This window comes from Tritonibacter horizontis (assembly GCF_001518015.1).
Lineage (GTDB): Bacteria > Pseudomonadota > Alphaproteobacteria > Rhodobacterales > Rhodobacteraceae > Epibacterium > Epibacterium horizontis.
This window is the reverse complement of record NZ_LPUY01000088.1, coordinates 17,088-37,632: the sequence shown is the minus strand read 5'-3', so window position 1 is coordinate 37,632 and position 20,545 is coordinate 17,088. Positions and strand designations below refer to the sequence as shown.

Annotated in this window: 19 protein-coding genes; 13 read left to right on the top strand and 6 right to left on the bottom strand. The window is 61.0% G+C overall.

Annotated features, from left to right (window positions below):
* Nucleotides 1-256 precede the first annotated feature (256 nt).
* Together TRIHO_RS17015 and tig are read left to right on the top strand one after the other, a co-directional pair.
* Nucleotides 257-1,372: a porin gene (locus tag TRIHO_RS17015; RefSeq protein ID WP_068246425.1), complete on the top strand. Its 1,116-nt coding sequence runs from the start codon at nt 257-259 to the stop codon at nt 1,370-1,372.
* 301 nt (nt 1,373-1,673) lie between these two features.
* A complete protein-coding gene (tig, locus tag TRIHO_RS17010; RefSeq protein WP_068246510.1) occupies nt 1,674-3,005 on the top strand; it encodes a trigger factor in 1,332 nt (443 codons plus the stop codon).
* A 192-nt stretch (nt 3,006-3,197) separates the two neighbouring features.
* Here the strand turns inward: tig and TRIHO_RS17005 are convergent, their stop codons facing one another.
* Together TRIHO_RS17005 and TRIHO_RS17000 are read right to left on the bottom strand one after the other, a co-directional pair.
* Entirely contained in the window at nt 3,198-5,156 is a 1,959-nt protein-coding gene (locus TRIHO_RS17005) for a bifunctional 2',3'-cyclic-nucleotide 2'-phosphodiesterase/3'-nucleotidase (RefSeq protein ID WP_068246421.1), read from the bottom strand.
* Between the two features lie 149 nt (nt 5,157-5,305).
* Nucleotides 5,306-5,773: a lytic transglycosylase domain-containing protein gene (locus TRIHO_RS17000; RefSeq protein ID WP_068246419.1), complete on the bottom strand. Its 468-nt coding sequence runs from the start codon at nt 5,771-5,773 to the stop codon at nt 5,306-5,308.
* 750 nt (nt 5,774-6,523) lie between these two features.
* Between TRIHO_RS17000 and TRIHO_RS16990 the strand changes: the two genes are divergently transcribed.
* Together TRIHO_RS16990 and TRIHO_RS16985 are read left to right on the top strand one after the other, a co-directional pair.
* On the top strand, nt 6,524-7,369 hold the full coding sequence (locus TRIHO_RS16990; RefSeq protein WP_068246415.1) for a flagellin N-terminal helical domain-containing protein: 846 nt from the start codon (nt 6,524-6,526) through the stop codon (nt 7,367-7,369).
* A 301-nt stretch (nt 7,370-7,670) separates the two neighbouring features.
* Nucleotides 7,671-8,522: a flagellin N-terminal helical domain-containing protein gene (locus tag TRIHO_RS16985; RefSeq protein WP_068246413.1), complete on the top strand. Its 852-nt coding sequence runs from the start codon at nt 7,671-7,673 to the stop codon at nt 8,520-8,522.
* 87 nt (nt 8,523-8,609) lie between these two features.
* On the opposite strand, the gene rplI is transcribed toward TRIHO_RS16985, so the two are convergent.
* From rplI to rpsF, 3 genes are read right to left on the bottom strand one after another with little or no spacing between them, the layout of a single operon-like run.
* Nucleotides 8,610-9,236, bottom strand: coding sequence for a 50S ribosomal protein L9 (gene rplI, locus TRIHO_RS16980; protein WP_068246412.1), 627 nt, complete (start codon nt 9,234-9,236; stop codon nt 8,610-8,612).
* Between the two features lie 12 nt (nt 9,237-9,248).
* Nucleotides 9,249-9,476 carry a 30S ribosomal protein S18 gene (gene rpsR / locus TRIHO_RS16975; protein WP_068246410.1) on the bottom strand — a complete coding sequence of 76 codons (228 nt, stop codon included), beginning with the start codon at nt 9,474-9,476 and terminating at the stop codon, nt 9,249-9,251.
* A 28-nt stretch (nt 9,477-9,504) separates the two neighbouring features.
* Nucleotides 9,505-9,873, bottom strand: a complete 369-nt coding sequence (gene rpsF, locus TRIHO_RS16970) for a 30S ribosomal protein S6 (RefSeq protein ID WP_068246408.1) — start codon at nt 9,871-9,873, stop codon at nt 9,505-9,507.
* Between the two features lie 491 nt (nt 9,874-10,364).
* Here rpsF and TRIHO_RS16965 point away from each other — a divergent pair, with 491 nt between their 5' ends.
* The 3 genes from TRIHO_RS16965 (at nt 10,365) to TRIHO_RS16955 (ending at nt 12,781) form a co-directional block, all read left to right on the top strand.
* Complete coding sequence (locus TRIHO_RS16965; protein WP_068246405.1) at nt 10,365-10,940, top strand: YceI family protein; 576 nt, start codon at nt 10,365-10,367, stop codon at nt 10,938-10,940.
* 161 nt (nt 10,941-11,101) lie between these two features.
* Nucleotides 11,102-11,866, top strand: a complete 765-nt coding sequence (locus TRIHO_RS16960; protein ID WP_232367819.1) for a carbohydrate ABC transporter permease — start codon at nt 11,102-11,104, stop codon at nt 11,864-11,866.
* A 132-nt stretch (nt 11,867-11,998) separates the two neighbouring features.
* On the top strand, nt 11,999-12,781 hold the full coding sequence (locus tag TRIHO_RS16955; protein WP_068246398.1) for a type 2 periplasmic-binding domain-containing protein: 783 nt from the start codon (nt 11,999-12,001) through the stop codon (nt 12,779-12,781).
* A gap of 92 nt (nt 12,782-12,873) precedes the next feature.
* On the opposite strand, the gene TRIHO_RS16950 is transcribed toward TRIHO_RS16955, so the two are convergent.
* Nucleotides 12,874-14,103, bottom strand: a complete 1,230-nt coding sequence (locus TRIHO_RS16950; protein ID WP_068246397.1) for a cytochrome b/b6 domain-containing protein — start codon at nt 14,101-14,103, stop codon at nt 12,874-12,876.
* Nucleotides 14,104-14,303: 200 nt separating this feature from the next.
* Between TRIHO_RS16950 and fabD the strand changes: the two genes are divergently transcribed.
* From fabD to mltG, 6 genes are all read left to right on the top strand, one after another.
* Nucleotides 14,304-15,239 carry an ACP S-malonyltransferase gene (fabD, locus tag TRIHO_RS16945; RefSeq protein ID WP_068246396.1) on the top strand — a complete coding sequence of 312 codons (936 nt, stop codon included), beginning with the start codon at nt 14,304-14,306 and terminating at the stop codon, nt 15,237-15,239.
* Between the two features lie 96 nt (nt 15,240-15,335).
* Nucleotides 15,336-16,073, top strand: coding sequence for a 3-oxoacyl-[acyl-carrier-protein] reductase (gene fabG / locus TRIHO_RS16940; protein WP_068246393.1), 738 nt, complete (start codon nt 15,336-15,338; stop codon nt 16,071-16,073).
* Between the two features lie 237 nt (nt 16,074-16,310).
* Complete coding sequence (locus TRIHO_RS16935; protein ID WP_005645147.1) at nt 16,311-16,544, top strand: acyl carrier protein; 234 nt, start codon at nt 16,311-16,313, stop codon at nt 16,542-16,544.
* Nucleotides 16,545-16,728: 184 nt separating this feature from the next.
* Nucleotides 16,729-17,472: a 1-(5-phosphoribosyl)-5-[(5-phosphoribosylamino)methylideneamino]imidazole-4-carboxamide isomerase gene (locus TRIHO_RS16930; RefSeq protein WP_068246390.1), complete on the top strand. Its 744-nt coding sequence runs from the start codon at nt 16,729-16,731 to the stop codon at nt 17,470-17,472.
* Between the two features lie 587 nt (nt 17,473-18,059).
* Nucleotides 18,060-19,328, top strand: a complete 1,269-nt coding sequence (fabF, locus tag TRIHO_RS16925) for a beta-ketoacyl-ACP synthase II (protein ID WP_068246387.1) — start codon at nt 18,060-18,062, stop codon at nt 19,326-19,328.
* A gap of 1 nt (nt 19,329) precedes the next feature.
* Nucleotides 19,330-20,478 (top strand): endolytic transglycosylase MltG, encoded by a 1,149-nt coding sequence (mltG, locus tag TRIHO_RS16920; RefSeq protein ID WP_068246384.1) that lies wholly within the window; start codon nt 19,330-19,332, stop codon nt 20,476-20,478.
* Nucleotides 20,479-20,545: the final 67 nt, after the last annotated feature.

Genomic DNA, 20,545 nt, shown 5'->3' with positions numbered 1-20,545 from the left:
TTGCAAAAACCACATGGCAACATGTTGAAATTTGCAAACTTTGGCGGTTGAAATTTTCGTCTCGAATACCGTGTTCCGGACCCGTACTGGCGGAAAAATGCTGTTTGTGCAGGCGGTTCACAAATGTGAACTGACCCGTTTAGTTTCGCCGGTTTTCAAGACCTGTTCCTGAAATTCTTACATGTTAGCTCTCCGACAGGTCGGATCCGGGGATGGAGGATGGCCGGCCTGCAAATGACTTAGGAGCACTCATATCATGAGCACCAAAATGATTGCGGCGGGCGCCAGCGCGCTTGCCTTGACAACCGTCCTCGCGGCGCCCGCATCGGCGGGTCCGACCTATACCTCCGAAAATGGTGGCTCGTTTCAGTGGTACGGCCAGGTAAACCCAACCTTCCAGTCCTATGATGACGGCGAGGAAGATTTCAGCCGCCTGCTCGACAATGCCAACTCCGGATCCCGGCTGGGGTTCTGGGTCGAGCAGCCCTTTGGCGAGAACACGCTGAAGTTCCGGTTCGAGACCTCTCTGTCCCTGCGCGGCACCGATGGCGTCAACCAGAACGACCAGGGCGACGTGACCGACTGGACCCGGAGCGACCTGCGCCATGTTGACCTGCAATGGCACACCCCGCGGTCTGGCGTCTTCTCCATCGGTCAGGGCTCGATGGCGGCTGATGGCGCCACCGGGATCGATCTGTCCGGCACCGGTGTGGCGGCCAATGCCTCCGTTGCCGATGCCGCTGGGGGATACTTCCTGCGCGACGCGGCGGGCGCATTGACAGGGGTCGAAGTGGGCGACGTTTTCGCCACCTTTGATGGCTCCCGTCGCGGCCGCATCCGCTACGACTCGCCGGAATTCGCAGGCTTCACCATTTCTGCGTCCTATGGTGAGGACATCCTGACCGAAAACGCCGATACCGAGCAATATGACATCGCGCTGAACTATGCCAACGACGACCTCGGTGATTTCACGGTTGAAGGCGCGGTTGCTGTGAACTGGACCGACCGATCCGGTGCCGAACGGCGCGATACCATTGCCTCGGCTGCGGTTCTGCATGAACCAACAGGTCTGTCACTGAGCGTCGCAGGCGGCGATCGGGACACCGGCGGCAACTATGGTTTCGTCAAGGTCGGCTATACCGCCTCCTTGATCGCGGCGGGCAAGACCTCCTTCTCGATGGATTACTATGACGGGTCCGACATGGCCTCCGTCGGCGATACCGCAGAATCCTTTGGCATTGCTGCGGTGCAGAAGTTCGACAAACAGAACCTCGAAGCCTACGTCGCCTATCGTGAGTATTCCTACGACGACACCGCGACCACCTATCAGGACGGCCAGGCGATCCTCGCAGGGGCGCGCTGGAAGTTCTAAATTCGGCGGGGCAGTGGGTCGGTTCGGTTTTTACCTCGTGACCTGATCGACCACGCGTCCGTCCAATTCGGCAACGCCTCCGGGATTTTCTTCCGGGGGCGTTTGCTGTCTGACGGGGCAGGGTGGTCGGGGCAAACCCCGTGATCCGCCCGGCGCAGACCGATAAACCTTGCCTTTGCGCACCTAGTTGGGCGGTTCCGGGTCAATGCCCCTTGCACCGCGCGTCGCCGGCCAATAGAAGGCCACAAATTGTCTGGGGGCGGAGCCTGCGCGCGCGCCCCGAATCTCTATGGGGAATATGATGCAGGTTACTGAGACTCTGAACGAAGGTCTGAAGCGCGGCTACGCAATCACGATTCCGGCGACTGAGCTGGAACAGAAGGTCCAGATCAAACTGGCCGAAGCGCAGCCCGAAATCGAGATGAAGGGCTTCCGCAAGGGTAAAGTTCCGATGCCGCTCTTGAAAAAGCAGTTCGGCGCGCGCCTGATGGGCGAAGTGATGCAGGAAGCTGTTGACGGTGCGATGAGCAAGCACTTTGAAGAGTCCGGCGACCGCCCCGCGATGCAGCCCGACGTCAAAATGACCAACGAAGACTGGAAAGAAGGCGACGACGTCCAGGTCGAGATGACCTATGAAGCGCTGCCCGAGATCCCCGAAGTTGACGTGTCCGGCGTCACCCTGGACAAGCTGATCGTCAAGGCCGAAGACGAAGCCGTGACCGAAGCGCTTGAAAACCTCGCGGCCTCCGCTCAGGACTTTGAAGCCCGTGAAGACGGTGCCGCGTCCGAGGATGGCGATCAGGTTGTGATTGATTTCGTCGGCAAGGTCGACGGCGAGGCCTTTGACGGCGGATCCGCCGAAGATTACCCGCTGACACTCGGCTCCAACTCCTTCATCCCCGGCTTCGAAGAGCAGCTGGTTGGCGTGAAGGCCGGCGACGAAAAAGACGTGACCGTGACCTTCCCCGAAGAATACGGCGCTGAAAACCTGGCCGGTAAAGAGGCCGTCTTCTCCTGCACCGTCAAGGAAATCAAAGCCCCCAAGGCGGCCGAGATCAATGACGAGCTGGCCAAGAAATTCGGCGCCGAAGATCTGGACCAGCTGAAAGGTCAGATCTCCGAGCGTCTGGAAGCGGAATATGCCGGTGCCGCCCGTCAGGTGATGAAGCGTGCCGCGCTCGACGCCCTGGCCGATCTGGTCTCCTTCGACCTGCCGCCGTCGTTGCTCGAAGCCGAGGCCAAGCAGATTGCCCACCAGCTGTGGCATGAAGAAAACCCCGAAGTGAAGGGTCACGATCACCCCGAAATCGAAACCACGGACGAACACAACAAGCTGGCCGAGCGCCGCGTGCGTCTGGGGCTGCTGCTGGCCGAAATGGGTCAGAAAGCCGAAATCGAAGTGACCGACCAGGAAATGACCCAGGCGATCATGCAGCAGGCGCGCCAGTACCCTGGCCAGGAACGTCAGTTCTTTGAGTTCATCCAGCAGAACGCGCAGATGCAGCAGCAGCTGCGGGCGCCGATTTTTGAAGACAAGGTCATCGACCTGGTCTTTGAAAAGGCCAATGTGACCGAAAAAGAAGTGTCCAAAGAGGACCTGCAGAAGGCTGTCGAAGCCCTCGAAGAAGAATAAGACCCGCGGGCAGCGGTGCTGTCCAGTGAGGTTTGAAAAAGGCCGCCCCTCGGGGCGGTCTTTTGCGTGACAGCCGGGTCATTGTGCAGCGGCACGGTCGAAAACGGGAGCGTCGCAGGGGGCAAAAAGGCCGCGTCAGCGTTGCTGCGCGGCCTTGTCGTTTCTCGTGAATTGCTGCTGGGATGCAGTGGGTTACAATTCGATCTTGAACCGCGCAAACCCATCCGGTCCATCACCGGCCGGGCTGATGGTGACGCCGGGCACGCTGTCGACATAGTTTGATGCCTTCGGTCCGGTATCAAACAGAACCGAGGTGCCGGGCAGGGCTGCAAAACGCCAGTTGCCATCTGCCTTGGGGCTGATGGTGCCCTGTTCGACGATATAGCGCACGATCACATCGCGGTTGGTGTCGGGCCCTTCAAATACGATGGTATCGCCCTTGGCACCGGGGAAGCTGCCGCCGCCGCCTGCGCGATAGTTGTTGGTGGCGATAATGAACTCCTGCGCCGGATCAATCGGCGCACCGTTGAATTCCAGGTTGACGATCCGGTTCGCCTCGGGGTGGATCAACTCCCCCTTGGGGTCGAACATCGACGGCTGGCTGAGGTCGATCTGATAGGTCACGCCGTCGATCACATCGAAGTTATAGCTTGGGAACTCCGGGTTCAGCAGCACCTGGTCGGCCGCGCCGGGCTCCACCTGATTGAACATGCCGGCAGAGCGTTCCAGCCAATCCTTCACCTGCTGCCCGGTGACCCGCACCGCGCGCACGGTGTTGGGATAAAGGTAGAGGTCAGCGACGTTCTTGATCGCCACCGCGCCGACGGGCACGTCAGTGTAATAGTCCGGGCCACCGCGCCCGCCCGCCTTGAACGGCGCCGCAGCCGACAGGATCGGCAGCCCCTCATGGGCGGTGCCCTTCATCATCTGTTCGATGTACCAGGTCTGCGCGATCGACACGATCTGCACGGATGGATCATCGGCGACCAGCGCGAAATAGCTGTGCAACGGGGCGTCTGTTTCCCCCACTGCGCGGCGCACGTAGGCCAGAGTGGCATCGTGTTCGGCCTGCACGGCATCCAGCACGCTCTGATCGCTTTCGACCAATGCGGTCACCGAGCGGTCTTCGTTGCGTTGGGAAATCGGACGCGCTTCAGCGGCATGCCCCACGACGCGCCAACCGGCCCCGTCGCGCTCCAGCATCAGGTCGATCAGCCCCATGTGGCTGCCCCAATACCCGCCCATGACAGCGGGCGTGCCGTGGATGGTACCGGCCTCGGCGTCGACACCGGCAAAATCCGCATAGGTGGAGGAGGGAAACACCAGATGGCTGTGCCCGGTCATGATCGCGTCGATGCCCTCGACAGCTGCCAGTGGCACGGCGGCGTTCTCCATCCCATCGGTTTCATTGGCCGAGCCGATGCCGGAATGGGACAGGGCGATGATGATATCGGCACCTTTTTCTTTCATCTCCGGCACATAGGCCCGGGCGCATTCGACGATATCACGCGCCTGCACGTTGCCTTCCAGATGCTTGCGGTCCCAGTTCATGACTTGCGGCGGCACAAAGCCTATGAGGCCAATCTTGATCGGATGACGGTTGCCTGCGCCATCGGTCAGTTCGCGGTCCAGCAGAACATAGGGCGGCAGCAGGGTTTCATCCTCGCGCGGCGACGCGCCGGTCTCCTTGGCGACATTGGCGCAAACCACCGGGAAGCCGGCTCCGGCCAGCGATTTCATCAAAAAGGAAATGCCATAGTTGAATTCGTGGTTGCCCAGGGTCGATGCATCAAACCCAACCGTGTTCATCGCCGTGATGACAGGGTGCTGGTCGCCTTCCTTCATGCCCCGTTCGTAGGCGATGTAATCGCCCATCGGGTTGCCTTGCAGGAAATCGCCGTTGTCCAGCAGCAAGGAGTTGGTCGCCTCGGCGCGGATGTCGTTCACCAGCGATGCCGTGCGGGCCAGACCAACGGTGTCTACCGGCTTGTCGCCATAATAGTCGTAGGGAAACACATGCACGTGCAGGTCGGTTGTTTCCATCAGGCGCAAATGGACCTGACCGGCGGCGGCCTGAACGGAAAACGGATGCAACGCGATCAGACCGGCGCTGCCTGCAAGAAATGACCGACGATCAAGCTGGATGGGCATGTTCTACTCCTGAAAATGATGGCTGTCCCGGGATGGGGCCCCGACCCTGAGGGGTAGCCCCGTCATGTGACGACCGTATTGCAAAAGGTCCATTTGTGACCATTTGGTCAGTTTACACAAAAACAGGAATCAAGCGACGGGGATTTACGCTATCGCAAACCAGTCTCTCGCAGCATGCCGCGCCGTTTCGCTTCGTAGTAATAGCCGCGTGAATAATGTTTGACCGCCCGGTCCTGGCTGCCATCCGCCAGCATCCAGGCCCCTCGGAGGTAGCGCACCGCATATTTCAGATTGGTATCGGCATCGAGCAGATCGTCTGGTGTGCCGTCGAAGCCCATGGATTGCGCGGTGGCCGGCAGGATCTGCAACAATCCGTAATAGGGACGGTTGGTGGCCCAGGGGCGATGGGTGCTTTCACGGATCGCCAGCCGGTGAACGAGGCTGCGCGGTACTTCGTAATGATCGGCCCAGTAGTTGATTTTTTTCCGCAGCTCCGGAGTCTCATTTGGAAAGAGGGGCGGGCTGTAGGTGCGACTGACCTTTTCGGTACTGGCACAGCCTGCCACGGAGTTGAGGGAAAAAGCCGCCAAGGCGCACAAAAAGTGACGACGGTGCATGGTTTGGATCTCGGACCTGTTTCGCTGCCTGCAGGTTAGTCACGCATCGCATTTCGGCAAGTCTTTCGATCAGCCAAGCGCGGAGGTTCGCCGATCCGCGCCGGATTGCGCTGAAATCGGCGCATCTGCCGGCCTGTTTGGTCGACGGCAGCATGGAATTCACGCTTGCCTTATTGGCCGCTCTGGACCCGGCTGGCGCAGGGCCCCAGCGCGGCTTCCCGATAGGTTTGTCCCGCTTGGCCTGTATCTGCTGCGCATCCGGCCGCAGCTGAGCTGGCCGTAACAAGCGGATAGGTCGCGCCTTGGGCACGTGCCTTTTGGACATAGGACGGTCCACAGCTCGACAGAACACCAAGCGCCGCCAAGGTCAGAATAAAGTGGGAAACGGTCATTTTCGGAACCTCATCATCAAGAATGCAATAAATGTCTCGCTCAAGTCATAGCTGCGCCCGGTGCCCAGTGGAGAAGATGAAAACATAGCATTTTTGACAATGACAACCGAAGTTTTTGTAGATTTTTCGTCGATTAGGAATTCATTCAGGAGTGTTAAAATTGTAGGAAACCGGCCGTTGCTGATTAAGGTTTGAGTAAGTGATTTTATGGCAATGTAACGGTGCATCTGGTGACGGATGGCGCTGACACCGGGAGGTGGGATGCAGGTTTAGGACGGGACCACTCGCCCCCGTGTAACGGGACAACCTGAATAGGGGTGGATACAAAATACCACCCTAAATCCAAGATAGGTGCTCTATGTCCAGCATTTTGACAAACAACGGCGCAATGGTCGCTCTGCAGACCCTCAAGAACGTCAACGACGAACTGAACGATACACAGACCAGCATTTCGACTGGTAAAGAAATCGGATCCGCCAAAGACAATTCTGCGGTTTGGGCGATTTCCAAGACCATGGAATCCGACATTGCTGGCTTTGAAGCCATCGAAGAAGGCCTCGCCATGGGCGAAGCGACTGTTGCCGTTGCATCTGCCGGCGCCGAGCAGATCGTTGAAAAACTGACCGAAATCAAGGAACTGATCGTTTCCGCTCAGTCCGAGAACGTGGATCACGCGACGATCCAGACCGACATTGACTCCAAGGTCGAACAGGTCGAAGCGATCATCTCCGCAGCCCAGTTCAACGGTGCAAACCTGTTGAAAGACACGGTTGATGGCACCGAGTCCTCGCTCGGCGTTCTGGCATCGCTTGACCGTGAAGGCGCAGGCGGCACCGTGACAGCGGTTGAAATCAGCATCGACGCCGTCGGGTTTGAATCCAGCCTGGATCTGGCGTCTGATCTTACGTCGATCACCGATACAGACAGCGCTGCCTCGGCGCTGGAAGATATCGAGACCTTCCTGCAGACTGCGATCACTGGTGCCGCGGCGCTGGGTGCGGATGCTGCACGACTGGAAGATCAGTCCAAGTTTGTCGCGGAATTGGTGGACTCCATGTCTCTGGGTGTGTCGACGATGACGGACACCAATATGGAAGAAGCCTCGGCGCGCCTTTCAGCCCTGCAAACCCAGCAAGATCTGGCAACGCAGTCGCTGACGATTGCGAACGAAGCGCCCAGTTCGCTGCTGCAACTGTTCCGATAAGACCGTTCTAGACGGATCTGATTTTGTCGTCGGCCCCTTGGGGGCCGGCGATTTCGTTCGTCAATAAAGTGACCTTTCTGATTTCAAACGCGTTTTTAGATCGTTAGGCAGGCGACCTTCAGACCGGCACTGTTGACGTTAACGGACCGGTAAACTTCTTGAACTAAGGTTTAAGAGCATCTCAACAAAGATGGCGCCGCTCTGTTTCAGGGCTGGCAGGGTCTGAATGACGCATTGTTGTCTCTCAACGGAGACGTAAACCAATGGGGCCAAAGTCAGTCCCGAATGACGGAATAAACGTATGTCCAGTCTCTTATCGAATTTTGGGGCGATGGTTGCCCTGCGTACTCTCAAAGGCATCAACGAGGATCTGACTGATGTCCAGACCTCGATCTCTACCGGCAAACGGATTGGATCGGCCAAGGACAATTCCGCTGTCTGGGCAATTTCCAAGACTATGGAATCCGACATTGCCGGGTTTCGCGCGATCGAGGATGGGCTTGCATTGGGGGAGGCCACGGTTGCCGTCGCATCTGCAGGTGCCGAGCAGATCGTTGAAAAACTGACCGAAATCAAGGAATTGATCGTCTCTGCCCAGTCAGAGAACGTGGATCATGATACCATTCAGACCGATATCGCCTCTAAGGTCGAACAGATCGAGGCGATCATTGCTGCCGCGCAATTCAACGGCGCCAACCTCCTGTCAACCGATCTGGACGGCAGCGGCGCCACCCAATTGGGCATTCTGTCCTCATTGAACCGGGTCGGGCCGGGCGGCACTGTCACCGCCAGCCAAATCACCGTGGACTCTGTCGATTTCGAAGCGCAGCTGGACCTCACGGCCAGTCTGACCGCCATCACCGACACCACCTCTGCCGCCTCTGCCCTGGCTGAAATCGAAGGCTTCCTGCAGACCGCGATCACCGGTGCGGCAAGCCTCGGCGCCTCTGCGGCACGGCTGGAGGATCAATCGGAGTTCGTCGGGCGGCTGTCGGACGCGATGCAGCGGGGGGTGTCCACCATGGTCGATACGGATATGGAGGAGGCCTCGGCCCGGCTTGCCGCGCTCAAGACGCAGCAGGAGCTGGCGATACAGTCGCTGACCATTGCCAATGATGCGCCGCGCCTGATCCTGAGCCTGTTCCGACAATAACATGGCCTGGCACGCGGACCGGCCAACAGCAAAGGGCCGCCCGGATGGGGCGGCCCTTCGGTATTGATCCAAGACATATCAGCCTGATCAGGCGGTTGTGTCTTCGTCAGAAGCGTTGTCGGACGCGACCGGGGCATCGCCCTCGTCATCGTCAGACGCCGCGCTGCCGATATCGTCGAACAGTTCGGAGATTTCGAACTCTGCTGCGGCTTCTTCCTCAGCGGCCAGTTCCTGGATGGACTTGCCGGAGGCCTGAAGCTCTGCTTCTTCGACGGAACGGGCGACGTTCAGTTCGATGGTGACCATCACTTCGGGGTGCAGATGCACCTCTGCGATGTGCAGACCCAGCGCTTTGATCGGCTCGCGGATGATGACCTGCTTGCGGTCAACAGAGAAACCTTCCTCGGTTGCCACGTCAGCCGCGTCACGGGTGGTGACGGAGCCGTAGAGGTTGCCACCATCGGAGGCAGAGCGAATCACGACGAACTGCTGGCCGCTGAGCTTTTCGCCAAGCGCCTCGGCTTCTTTCTTGGTCTCCAGGTTGCGGGCTTCAAGCTGCGCTTTCTGGGCTTCAAAAGACTCGATGTTGGCGGCAGAGGCGGTCTTGGCCTTGCCCTGTGCCAGCAGGTAGTTGCGTGCGAAGCCGGGTTTGACGTCGACGACGTCGCCCATCTGGCCAAGCTTTGCAACGCGTTCAAGAAGGATAACTTGCATGTGTCAGTCTCCTTACTTCACAGCGTAGGGCAGCAGGGCGAGGAAACGTGCGCGTTTGATCGCACGGGACAGTTCACGCTGCTTTTTTGCCGAAACGGCGGTGATACGGCTGGGAACGATCTTGCCGCGCTCAGAGATGTAGCGCTGCAGAAGACGGGTGTCTTTGTAGTCGATCTTCGGCGCGTTGTCGCCCGAGAAGGGGCATACTTTGCGACGACGGAAAAACGGTTTGGCTGCCATGATTTAGCGTCCTTTTCTCAAGCTAAGATCAGCGGCGCTCGCGGCGGTCGCCACGGTCACCACGGTCGCGTTCGTCACGTTTCTGCATCTGAACAGACGGACCTTCGGCGTGTTCTTCGACCTTGATGGTCAGAACGCGCATGACGTCGTCGTGCAGGCGCATCAGACGCTCCATTTCCTGAACCGCCGAAGCAGGTGCGTCGGTTTTCAGGAAGGCGTAGTGACCCTTGCGGTTTTTGTTGATCTTGTAGGCCATCGTTTTGACGCCCCAGTACTCCTGCTCGACCAGCTTGCCGCCGTTGTCGGACAGAACAGCACCGAAATGTTCGATGAGGCCTTCAGCTTGCGTGTTGGACAAGTCCTGACGCGCAATCATAACATGCTCATAGAAAGGCATGCGAACTCCTGTTTGTGTCTGGGCGCATTTCATAGGCAGGGCAAATTCGCCTTCCGTTGCCCCACCACGAGAGTCTGCGCGGATCAAAGTGATACGGAAGGAAGCCCCCGCATAGACGGGTTTGCTGCAAAGCGCAAGCCGCCAGCGCGCCACCCGGAAAAGAGCTTTTCAATTCCACGCCCGGTGGGGGCGGCCTGCTGTCGGCGGGGGTGATCTGGCCCCCGACCGCCGCCACCTGCCGGGACGGGTTGAACGATGGCAGCGCGCCCCAGATCCCACGCCTTAAATCCGGTGAACCCGGCGCCGTGCCCCCCAGCAACCCGGCAAAGCCGCGGGCCATCAACTTGATGTGAGTCTGCAGTGAATAATCTCGCGAGGCTGGGTGTTCATGTACCAACACCCTATGTTGGCTTTTGCGGAATAGTACTTCGCCCCCGCATAGCCGACATTGCAATCATCGACACAAACCCAAGACACTGGAGTCCAACCCCATGAAAAAATTCCTGCTCGCCGCCGCGCTGACAGCCGCCGCCGCCACCTCTGCTTTTGCCGCGCCGGAACGCTACACGCTGGATGCAAGCCACAGCCAGATCGTCTTCACCTATAACCACCTTGGTTTCTCGACAGGGACCGGCATGTTCTCTGGTTTCGAGGGCGAGATCATGTTCGATCAGGAAGATCCGGCGAACTCCACCGTATCGGTCTCCATGCCCGTGAAATCGATGATCACTGGCTGGGAAAAGCGCACGCAGCATTTCATGTCCGATGATTTCTTTGGTGCCACCGATGATGAAATGGTGACCTTCAGCTCCACCGGCATCGAGGTGACAGGCGACGACACGGCGCTGATCACCGGCGACCTGACGCTGAATGGCGTGACCAAATCCGTGGTCCTGGACGCAAAGCTGAACCAGGTTGGCGATCACCCGATGGCAAACAAACCCTGGGCTGGTTTCGATGCCACCACGACGCTTGTGCGCTCTGACTACGACCTGGGCCAGTTCGCACCCTATGTCAGCGACGAAGTCCAGGTTTCCATCTCGATCGAGGCGATGAAGGCCGAGTAACACGGCCCGCATTTCAGCTCACAGATCTTGCAGATTGCCCACCGATCCGATCCGGGTCGGTGGGTTTTTGTATCCCGATCAATCCTTTGGTTGACAAACCCGGGCTGGCTGAGGGCATTGGGGCCACCGGTTCGATGTGAAAGGCTACCGATTTGTCCAGGGTGTTTGACCATCTTATTTTGATCGTTGGCTGCATCGTCATGGTGGGGCCGGTCGCGACCTTGGGCGCGTCCCTGCTGTCTGCGGGCGATGTCTGGGCAGAGCTGCGCCTGCTGGTCACGGCAGAGCGGGTGCTGGGCTATGATGTCGGTCTTGGCCGGATGTTCGCCAATTCGCTGCTCCTGGCGCTTGGCGTTGCGGGTCTGGCGACCGGTCTGTCGCTGTTGGCGGCTTTCGCATTGGTGTTTTTCCCGGTGCCGGGGCGCGAATGGATCTTCGGAGCGATGCTCCTGGCGATGTTTTTTCCGATTGAAACCCGGATCTTGCCCAGTTTCGCCATTGTCCACCGGCTGGGGCTTTTGAACAGCCACGCGGGCATGGTGCTGCCGGTTGTGGCCAGCGGGTTTGGCGTGCTGGTCTTTCGCCAATTCCTGCAACAGGTGCCAAAGACGCTGATTGAGGCGGCCCGCCTTGATGGCGCGCGGCCGCTGCGCTGTCTCTGGGATATTCTTTTGCCGATGTCCGTGTCGATGGTTGCGGCGTTGTTTGCCATCTTCTTTGTCCTGGGGTGGAACCAGTACGTCTGGCCGATGATGCTGTCGACCACGCGGCAGGATCTTGTCACCGTGGTGGGGGGCGTCGCGCGCGCCGGACCCGGAACCGTGCAGGGGCAGGCGCTTGCGGTGCTGGCAATGGTGCCGCCCGGCGTCGTGCTGCTGGCGTCCCAACGCTGGCTGATGCGTGGGCTGACCTCGGGCTTGCACTAGACCTGTGTAAACTTGGCCTAAAACGCCTTGCATCCAGAACGGAAACTTCGGGCGCTGTTAAAGGATCGTAAACCTGCACGGGAGAGCTTGATCAGAAGTCACTTCCGACTGCCAACGATCAGGACCTAGCCGATGTTCAAAGCCACCTTCCTCGCGACTGCCGTCACCCTGTCTGCCCTGCAGGCGCCCACCACCGCCGCCGCCGAGGCCTTGACCATTCTGGCCGGTGACCTGCCACCGATGTTCAATGGCGATGGCAGTGGCCGCGAGGCGGAGGTGATTTCCTCGGTGATGGAGCGCTGCGGTCATACGGTGACCTTTGAAATCCAGCCCTTTACCCGTCATTGGAAATCCTATGCGCAGGGCAAGGGCGATGCGGTGGCGACCGTGCCGCTGGGCATGCCGTTGCCCGGCCATGCGACCGAGGCCTATATCCAGTATCAAAACGGGGTGTCGTCGCTTGCGGAGAACGGTGCGGCCTACAGCGACCTCTCGGCGCTTTCGGGTCAGTCGGTGATCGCGTTTATGGGCGCGTCCGACATCATTCCGGGGCTGAAGGACGCCGTTCCCGCGTTCAAAAGCTACAAGGAAATCGCCGATCAGATCGGCCAGAGCCGGATGATTTTTGGCCAGCGGGTCGATGCGGTGATCGGCGATGGCATGATCTTTGCCGAATACAATCGCCAGCTGCGCGATCAGGCCGGGGAGTTGATGTTCGATCCCAATCAGGATGTCACCTTCCAGGCGATCTTTGCGCCGTCAGATTACGGGATGTATTTCCGCTCGGAGGCGCTGACGGCGGATTTCAATCGCTGCCACGCCGAAGCCGTCGCCGATGGGTCCTTGGCCGCGATCAACCGCGCCTGGGCGGACCGCTATCGTGACACGCTGGGCGATCAGTATCTTGGCCACTAAACTCCTGCGGTACTGATCCCGCATCCCTGCCGCGCTTTGATCCAAGGCGCGGCAGGGGTCGTTTGGGGCAGGGTCACTCGACTGGGCCTGGGTCACTCGACCCGGGTGGCTTCCAGATCGACCGTGATGTCCACGGCATAGGCCAGCGTGCCTTCGTCCTTGGTGCCGGCACCGACGTTGAAATCCATCCGGCTGACCGTGGTGCGCCCCTGCATCCGGGCGGTGTCGCCGTCCAGCTCCAATGTGAAGGGCAGGGTGGTCGGCACGCTCTGGTCGCGAATGGTCAGGGTGCCGCGGGCCTCGTAATCGCCATTGTCAAGCTGGACGATATCGGCGGTGAAATCTGCGGTCGGATAGGTTTCGGCGTCAAAGTAATCCGCGCCCATGGCCTGTTTCGTGACAGATCCCAGCGTTAGCGAGGGGATCGCGATGGTCACCGCGACGCGGCCCGCTGGCCCCGGTGCCTCCGGCTCGGCAAAGGTGATGTCGGCGCTCCAATCCGCGAAGCTGCCGCTGACGGTGCTGCCCATCTGCACCACCTCGATCCCGAGCCTGCCGCTGTCCACAGCCCAGCCGGAGCTGGCAGCACTCTGGCCACCGCTGACGGCGGTCGGCGTGCCGACATGGGTGCTGAGGAACAGCACGGCACTGCCGCCAAGGACCGCCAGCCAGACCGCCAGTGCGGTAACAAAGGGCAGGGCGGAGTGATGCTGCGCCGGCGGTTGCGGCAACGCCGCGCGCCCCGGCAACATGCGGATCAGGGTGCTGTCCTTGTCGATGACATGATGCTTCAGGGCGCCGCCCACATGGGCCAGTATGGTCGCCCCCAACAGCAGCATCGCGTAAAAATGGATGGTGGCGAACAGGTCGGACACGAACAGGGATTTCGGCACCAGCGGCAGCGATTGACCAAAGGGCCACCAGATCGGCGCAAACCCATCAGCCGCCGCATGATGGATCCACCCCGACAGTGGCACCAGCACCATCGCGCCATACAGCACCCAATGCGCGGTTTCTGCGGCCCAGGCCTCCAGCTTGCGATCCGGGTGCAGCAGACCGGGTTTTTCCTGGGTCAGCGCCCAGAGTATGCGCAGCAGCGCGGTAAAGAACACCGCAACTCCAATGGTTTTATGCAGCGAGAACAGCAACGTGGCGCGATCAATCGTCGCCTGCGCGCCGTCGAAGGCGGGGCTTTGGATGTGGTGGGCCAGATTGTGCGCGACATAGCCCAGTGGGAAGGCCGACAGGATCAGCAGCGCAGTCAGCCAGTGAAAACTTTTCGCGACTGTGCCATAGCTTTGGGGGGTGTTTTGGCGGGGCATGGGGCGTGGGTCCTGTGAAATGGTCTGGGTGCGTCTTACCCTAACAACACGCCAGAGCGGCGCAATATTCGCCGCCCTTCGCGAATGCACAGCCAAGGTGCGCGGGCGACGGGGGCGAAATTCGCCAAACCCAATGCTTGTACGTCGCCAAAGCCCCGTCTAAACCCCAATGAACGACAGTTTCATGAATGAGGACAGCCATGTCGATCGCATTCGTTTTTCCCGGACAGGGCGCGCAAACCATCGGAATGGGCAAGGCCCTGGCAGAGGCCTATCCCGCGGCACGCGCGGTTTTTGATGAAGTGGACGAGGCCCTGGGCGAGCGTCTGAGCGATGTGATCTGGGAGGGCGATATCGAAACCCTGACCCTGACCCAGAACGCCCAGCCCGCCCTGATGGCCACCTCGCTGGCCGCCATGCGCGCGCTGGAGGCCGAAGGGATCACCATCACCAAGGCGGCCTGCGTGGCGGGCCATTCCTTGGGCGAATACTCCGCGCTGGCTGCCGCAGGCGCGCTGAGCCTGGCCGACACGGCCCGTCTGCTGCGCACCCGCGGCCAAGCGATGCAAAGCGCAGTGCCGGTGGGGATCGGCGCCATGGCGGCGATCCTGGGGCTGGATTTCGACGCTGTGAAAGAGGTCGCCGCCGAGGCCGCCGCCGAGGGGGAAGTGGTCCAGGCCGCCAATGACAATGACCCGACGCAGGTCGTGGTCTCTGGTCACAAGGCCGCCGTGGAACGCGCCGCCGAAATCGCCAAGGCCAAGGGCGCCAAACGTGCCGTGATGCTGCCGGTCTCTGCCCCGTTCCACTGCGCGCTGATGCAGCCCGCCGCTGATGTCATGGCCGAGGCGCTGGCCGGGGTGACGATCACCGCCCCTGCCGTGCCGCTCTTTGCCAATGTCCGCGCCGCCGCCGTCAGCGACCCCGACACCATCCGCGCGCTGCTGGTCGAGCAGGTGACAGGCTCCGTGCGCTGGCGCGAAAGCGTGCGGGCGATGGCCGCTGCGGGCGTGACCGAGTTCTGGGAAATCGGGGCTGGTAAGGCGCTCTCTGGCATGATCCGCAAGATCGACCGAGACCTCGCCGCGCGGCAGGTCGGCACCGATGCAGATGTCAAAGCCGTGCTTGAGGCCTGATCGAGGTCCGGTCCCCTATATCTGCCGGCCCTGCGGCAGGGAAAATTCCGACGGCCGCCCCGCGGGCGGCCTGTTCACAGACTTGAGGAAAAAAACATGTTTGATCTGACTGGCAAGACAGCCCTCATTACCGGTGCCTCCGGTGGCATCGGCGGCGATATCGCACGGGCGTTGCACGCAGCGGGGGCGACTGTTGCGCTCTCCGGCACCCGGGAAGCCCCGCTGCAGGAACTGGCAGCTGAGCTTGGCGAACGGGCCCATGTGCTCACCTGCAACCTCTCGGATGCCACCGCGGTCGAGGCGCTGCCGAAACAGGCGGCTGAGGTGATGGGCTCTGTCGATATCCTCGTCAACAATGCCGGCATCACCAAGGACAACCTGTTCATGCGGATGAAGGACGAGGAATGGCAAAGCGTGCTGGACGTCAACCTGACCTCCACCATGCGCCTGTGCCGGGGAGTTCTGCGCGGCATGATGAAAGCCCGCTGGGGCCGGATCATCAACATCTCGTCCATCGTGGGGGCCACCGGCAATCCCGGCCAGGGCAACTATGCTGCCTCCAAGGCGGGCATGGTGGGCATGTCCAAATCGCTGGCCTATGAGGTCGCCAATCGGGGCATCACCGTGAATGCGGTCGCGCCCGGGTTCATCGCCACCGCGATGACCGACAAGCTGAACGACACCCAGAAGGACGCGATCCTGACCCAGATCCCCGCCGGGCGGATGGGAGATTCGAAAGAGATCGCCGCAGCCGTGCTTTATCTCGCCTCCACCGAGGCCGCCTATGTCACTGGCACCACGCTGCATGTCAACGGCGGCATGGCGATGATCTAGGGCTCGGCGCGGCCAGACAGCGCCACAGGCAATGCCGCGCCGCAAGGTGGAAACCATTTGCGTTGGCTTGTGTCTGTGCTATAGGCCCACCATCTTTCGTGTTGGCTGGCGTCACGTCATGCTGACGCGGCCTCATTCGATATGAGGAACCCACCGCCCGCTTGGGCAACGAAATCCCTCCCGAGTGGGCAAGGGCAACACCGGGCACCTTTGCCCTGAAAAAAACGAGGAATAGACATGAGCGACGTCGCAGATCGCGTGAAGAAGATCGTTGTAGAGCACCTGGGTGTGGAAGAGGACAAAGTGACCGAGAGCGCCTCCTTCATCGACGACCTTGGCGCAGACAGCCTCGACACCGTTGAGCTGGTTATGGCGTTCGAAGAAGAGTTCGGCATCGAGATCCCGGACGACGCGGCCGAGACCATCCAGACCTTCGGCGACGCAGTGAAATTCATCTCCGAAGCGTCCTGAACCGGACCTCGACGAGAAACCTCACGAATTCGTGATTTAGAAGGCGGCGTTTTCCGGATGGAAAGCGCCGCTTTTTGTTCGCCCGGGGCGGCTGGTGGGCACCATTTACGCAGCCTATACGCCACAGTCACTGCATCCTGTGCTACTGTCGTCACCATTATGACCGTTGCGGAGGTGACTGAGCATGATGATTTACCCGACGATGGAAGTGCTGAACGGGCGCTGTGTGTCGCTCGACCGGGGCAACCTCGACACGCCGATGATCTGGGATGTCGATCCGGTGGACACGGCCCGCAGTTTTGCCGAGGCCGGCTGCGCCTGGATGCATCTGACTGATTTCAACGCTGTGCAGGGGGACCCCGGCAATGAGGCGCTGGTCGAAGAGATCATCCGCAGTGTCGGCATCCCGGTGCAGCTTGGCGGCGGCATACGCACCCGCGAACGGGCGGAGCACTGGATTGAAAAAGGCGCCGGTCGCCTGGTGATCGGCACCCTGGCCGCCCATGATCCGGCGGCGGTGGCAGAGCTGGCGCGGTATCACCCGGACCAGATCGTGCTGGCGGTGGATGTCTGGCAAGGGCAGGTGATGACCGAAGGCTGGCGCAAGACCGGGGCCTGGACGCCCGAAGCCTTTATCGACGCCTTCGAGGACAGCCCCTTTGCCGGAATTCTCGTGACCGACATCGAAAGCGATACGAGCCATGTCGAGGCGCAGCTTGGTGTGATCTCCAGCCTGGCAGCACATGCCAAATCGCCGGTCATCGCCAGCGGCGTGGTGCGCGCCCGGGACGACATCTCGCGGTTGAAGTATATTCACAATATCGCCGGGGCGCTGGTCGGGCGGGCGCTGTTCAACAAGACCCTGACCCTGCATGAGGCGCTGCACACCGCCCAGCCCGAGGCGGAACCGGTGGCGGCGTTCCTCTAGCCCGGTCGCTGGCTCTGCTCCGCCTTGCACCCACAGGGGGCAGGCGAGACCGGCCAACAGGTTGTGACCGGTGGCGGTAAAGGGTCGGCCTATGACCGGCGGCAGGACCTCAGCGGCGACACGATGGTCAGGGCGACAGGGGACGGCGCGCGACAGGCGACGCGACAGGCGATATGGCGTCGGGGCCGCTGCACGTCTTGCCGTATGTCTGGCTGCACGCCTGGCCGCATGTCTGGCTGAATGTTTAGGTGTCGCGGGCCGGAGCATCTGGGGCAACAGACGGGACCGTCTGGCCGCTCAGGCGCGGCAGAACGGAGCCTCAGAACATAGATCAGGCCGCAGACGCATCTTCCGTCTACGGCCTGAATTTAGAGAAGAGCCTCATATGGGAGAACCCCGGTTCTTTGCTTCGTCCACCCTTTACTCTTTCTGAACAACCTTACCAAACCCTTATGGCTCGGCGATTTTTCACTCAGAGTTAATACAATTTCGCAGGTTTCGCCGGCTGTGGCTTCCGGCTCTTGCACCTTTTGGCCATTCCAAGCTATTTGGGTGGACGAATTGCTTAAGTCTGAGGAGAGCAAGGAATGCGTCGAGTTGTTGTTACCGGACTGGGCCTCGTGACCCCACTTGCCACTGGCGTGGAGGAGACCTGGACGCGGCTTCTGGACGGCCAGTCCGGCGGCGGGCCCATCACCCGCTTTGATACGGCCGCCAGCGGTGTTGCCACCACATATGCCTGCGAAGTGCGCCGGGGCGATGGCAGCGACGGGACCTTCAACCCCGATGACTGGGTCATCAAGAAAGATCAAAAGAAGATCGACGACTTCATCCTCTATGGGATCGCGGCGGCCGAAATGGCGGTCAAGGATGCCGGCTGGACCCCCGAGGACGAAGAAAGCCTGCTGCGCACCGGCGTGATGATCGGCTCCGGCATCGGTGGGCTCAGCTCCATCGCCGACACCGCCGTGCTGATCAAGGAACGCGGCGTGCGCCGGGTCTCTCCCTTCTTTATTCCGGGGGCGCTGATCAACCTGATCTCCGGTCAGGTGTCGATCCGCTACGGGTTCAAAGGGCCAAACCACTCCGTGGTGACCGCCTGTTCCACCGGTGCCCATGCCATCGGCGATGCCTCGCGGATGATCCGGGCGGGCGACGCCGAGGTGATGATCGCCGGCGGCGCCGAGGCCGCGATCTGCGAAATCGGGATCGCCGGTTTCAACGCCTGCAAGGCGCTGTCGACCAAATTTGCCGATGTCCCGACCAAGGCCTCGCGGCCCTATGACGCTGACCGCGACGGGTTCGTCATGGGCGAGGGCGCCGGGATCGTGGTGCTGGAAGAATACGAACACGCCAAGGCCCGTGGGGCCAAGATCTATGGCGAGGTTCTGGGCTACGGCATGTCCGGCGATGCCTATCACATCACCGCGCCGTCTGAGGATGGCGATGGTGCCGAACGGTCCATGCGCGCCGCCCTGAAAAACGCGGGCCTGGAGCCTGCGGCGGTGGATTACATCAACGCTCATGGCACCTCGACCATGGCCGACACCATCGAATTGGGCGCGGTCGAGCGCCTGCTGGGCGATGCCGCCGCCAAGGCGACGATGTCCTCGACCAAATCCGCCACCGGCCACCTGCTGGGCGCCGCGGGCGCGATCGAGGCGATCTTCTCGCTGCTGGCGATCCGCGATCAGGTGGCCCCGCCCACCATCAACCTCGACAATCCGGCAGTTGACACACCGCTGGATCTGGCCCCCAACGTCAAGCGCCCGCGCGAAATCAACGTGGCCTTGTCCAACTCCTTCGGCTTCGGCGGCACCAATGCGTCGGTGGTCTTCGGGAAAGTGAGCGACTGATATGTGGCGCAGCCTGGCCTCGAACATGCTCACGATCCTGATCGTGGGGCTCTTTCTGTTTGCAGGCGTCATCCTGTGGGGCAAGAACGAATACACCGCCGAGGGCCCCCTCGACACCGCCATCTGCTTTCAGGTGCCCAGCGGCAGCACGATGTCCCGTGTCAGCCGCCGGTTGGAAGACGACGGTGCGGTGTCCAGCGGCGCGGTCTTTCGCATCGGGGTGAAATATTCCGACAAGGCCGACGCGCTCAAGGCCGGCAGCTATCTGGTGCCGCCCGGTGCCTCGATGGACACAATCGTCGATCAGATCACCCGCGGCGGGGCGTCCACCTGCGGGACGGAGATCGTCTATCGTGTCGGTGTCACCCGTGTTCTGGCCGAGGTGCGCGAACTGGATCCCGCCACCAACGCCTTTGTCGAACGGGCGGAATTCACGCCCGGCGTGGACGAGACCCCCGCCATCTACCAGCAGAAAAAAGCCGAGGCCGACACCCGGTTTCGCATCGCGCTGGCCGAAGGCGTGACCAGCTGGCAGGTGGTCGAGGCGCTGAAGGCGATGGATGTGCTGGACGGTGACCCTGGTCGCCGCCCGCCAGAGGGCAGCCTGGCGCCAGACAGCTACGAGGTGCGCCCCGGTACGGATCGTGCCACGGTGCTGGCCGAAATGCAGGCCCGCCAGGACAAGCGCATCGCCGATGCCTGGGAGGCCCGCAGCTCGGATGCCGCCGTCACCACCCCCGAAGAAATGCTGATCCTTGCGTCGATCATCGAAAAGGAAACCGGCGTTGCCGAGGAACGCGGGGTGGTTGCCTCCGTCTTTACCAACCGGCTGAAACGCGGCATGCGTCTGCAGACCGACCCGACCGTGATCTATGGCGTCACCAAGGGCGAAGGCGTGCTGGGCCGCGGCCTGCGGCAAAGTGAGCTGCGTGGCGTAACCCCTTGGAACACCTATGTGATCGAGGGGCTGCCGCCAACGCCGATCGCCAATCCCGGCCTGCAGAGCTTGATTGCAGCGGTGAACCCGGACACCACCGATTATGTGTTCTTTGTCGCGGATGGCACCGGCGGTCATGCCTTTGCCGAAACGCTGGAAGAGCACAATCGCAACGTCGCCAAATGGCGCGAGATCGAAGCCGGCAACAACTGAGCACCGCCCCGGGGCGGAACACATGCCGAGAGAACCGAAAAGGGGGGGCGTCTGCTCCCCCTTTTTC

Excerpts from the sequence above, each read along its gene's own strand:
- TRIHO_RS17015 (WP_068246425.1), top strand. The coding sequence starts at position 257 with ATGAGCACCAAAATGATTGCGGCGGGCGCCAGCGCGCTTGCCTTGACA.
- tig (WP_068246510.1), top strand. The coding sequence starts at position 1,674 with ATGCAGGTTACTGAGACTCTGAACGAAGGTCTGAAGCGCGGCTACGCA.
- TRIHO_RS17005 (WP_068246421.1), bottom strand. The coding sequence starts at position 5,156 with ATGCCCATCCAGCTTGATCGTCGGTCATTTCTTGCAGGCAGCGCCGGT.
- TRIHO_RS17000 (WP_068246419.1), bottom strand. The coding sequence starts at position 5,773 with ATGCACCGTCGTCACTTTTTGTGCGCCTTGGCGGCTTTTTCCCTCAAC.
- TRIHO_RS16990 (WP_068246415.1), top strand. The coding sequence starts at position 6,524 with ATGTCCAGCATTTTGACAAACAACGGCGCAATGGTCGCTCTGCAGACC.
- TRIHO_RS16985 (WP_068246413.1), top strand. The coding sequence starts at position 7,671 with ATGTCCAGTCTCTTATCGAATTTTGGGGCGATGGTTGCCCTGCGTACT.
- rplI (WP_068246412.1), bottom strand. The coding sequence starts at position 9,236 with ATGCAAGTTATCCTTCTTGAACGCGTTGCAAAGCTTGGCCAGATGGGC.
- rpsR (WP_068246410.1), bottom strand. The coding sequence starts at position 9,476 with ATGGCAGCCAAACCGTTTTTCCGTCGTCGCAAAGTATGCCCCTTCTCG.
- rpsF (WP_068246408.1), bottom strand. The coding sequence starts at position 9,873 with ATGCCTTTCTATGAGCATGTTATGATTGCGCGTCAGGACTTGTCCAAC.
- TRIHO_RS16965 (WP_068246405.1), top strand. The coding sequence starts at position 10,365 with ATGAAAAAATTCCTGCTCGCCGCCGCGCTGACAGCCGCCGCCGCCACC.
- TRIHO_RS16955 (WP_068246398.1), top strand. The coding sequence starts at position 11,999 with ATGTTCAAAGCCACCTTCCTCGCGACTGCCGTCACCCTGTCTGCCCTG.
- TRIHO_RS16950 (WP_068246397.1), bottom strand. The coding sequence starts at position 14,103 with ATGCCCCGCCAAAACACCCCCCAAAGCTATGGCACAGTCGCGAAAAGT.
- fabD (WP_068246396.1), top strand. The coding sequence starts at position 14,304 with ATGTCGATCGCATTCGTTTTTCCCGGACAGGGCGCGCAAACCATCGGA.
- fabG (WP_068246393.1), top strand. The coding sequence starts at position 15,336 with ATGTTTGATCTGACTGGCAAGACAGCCCTCATTACCGGTGCCTCCGGT.
- TRIHO_RS16935 (WP_005645147.1), top strand. The coding sequence starts at position 16,311 with ATGAGCGACGTCGCAGATCGCGTGAAGAAGATCGTTGTAGAGCACCTG.
- TRIHO_RS16930 (WP_068246390.1), top strand. The coding sequence starts at position 16,729 with ATGATGATTTACCCGACGATGGAAGTGCTGAACGGGCGCTGTGTGTCG.
- fabF (WP_068246387.1), top strand. The coding sequence starts at position 18,060 with ATGCGTCGAGTTGTTGTTACCGGACTGGGCCTCGTGACCCCACTTGCC.
- mltG (WP_068246384.1), top strand. The coding sequence starts at position 19,330 with ATGTGGCGCAGCCTGGCCTCGAACATGCTCACGATCCTGATCGTGGGG.